Source organism: Mycobacterium sp. (assembly GCF_008709575.1).
Lineage (GTDB): Bacteria > Actinomycetota > Actinomycetes > Mycobacteriales > Mycobacteriaceae > Mycobacterium.
The window spans coordinates 1-680 of the sequence record NZ_VYIK01000372.1 but is presented as its reverse complement, the minus strand read 5'-3'; the positions used below and the strand labels follow the sequence as shown (position 1 = coordinate 680).

The 680-nt window shown below is 69.3% G+C and carries 1 protein-coding gene; it reads right to left on the bottom strand.

Annotated features, from left to right (window positions below):
* Positions 1 to 90 precede the first annotated feature (90 nt).
* Positions 91 to 680, bottom strand: a 590-nt coding sequence (locus tag F6Q13_RS19025; RefSeq protein ID WP_293059842.1) for a glucose-6-phosphate dehydrogenase assembly protein OpcA, incomplete at its 5' end; no start/stop codon positions are given.

Here is a 680-nt window from a genome sequence, read left to right as displayed (position 1 = left end):
CCGCCACGGCCGACTCGACGACGCCGATCAAGCGCTCGCCCGCCGCCGTGACCAGCGCGTCACTGTCGGGAAATGTCTCGATGCTGCGGCTCATACGTACTCCACCCGGTCGATACCCTCCAGTGCCGAAAAGTAGATCGCGTCAGGATCGAGCCGCCGCAGATCCTCGGCCAGGCACTCCCGGGTTTCCCTGCGCGGCAACGGAAGCAACGCAGGCGGTCGAGCGGTCCGAGTCAAGGTCGCCGTCACGCCGTCCTGTGGTCGGATCCGGCTCCAGGCCAGATCGGTGTCGCCGGGCGTGGATCCGGGCAGCCGGCTTTTGATCGCCGACAACGGCTCGGGACTGTTTGTCGCGTCCGTGATACGCCGAATCGCCAACTTGCCCAAAGGATCGTGTGCGGGCGCCGCCGGAGCGAGCCCGGGCCACCAGGTCACCACCGGGATGTCAGGAAGCAGGAAGGGTATGACGACGTTGTCGGCATGACCGGCAAGCGGGCCCGACAGCCGCAGCACCACCACCTCACCGGCGCCGCTGTCCCCGCCGCCCCGCAATTCGGCGTCCAGCCGTGCTTCGGGAGCCTCCGCATCCCCGGCCGCCACGACGATCACCCGGCTGGGGTGCTCGTGGCTGGCGGCGTTGGCCGCCTCGATGGCCTGCGTCCAGCCGTCGAACTGGCTGC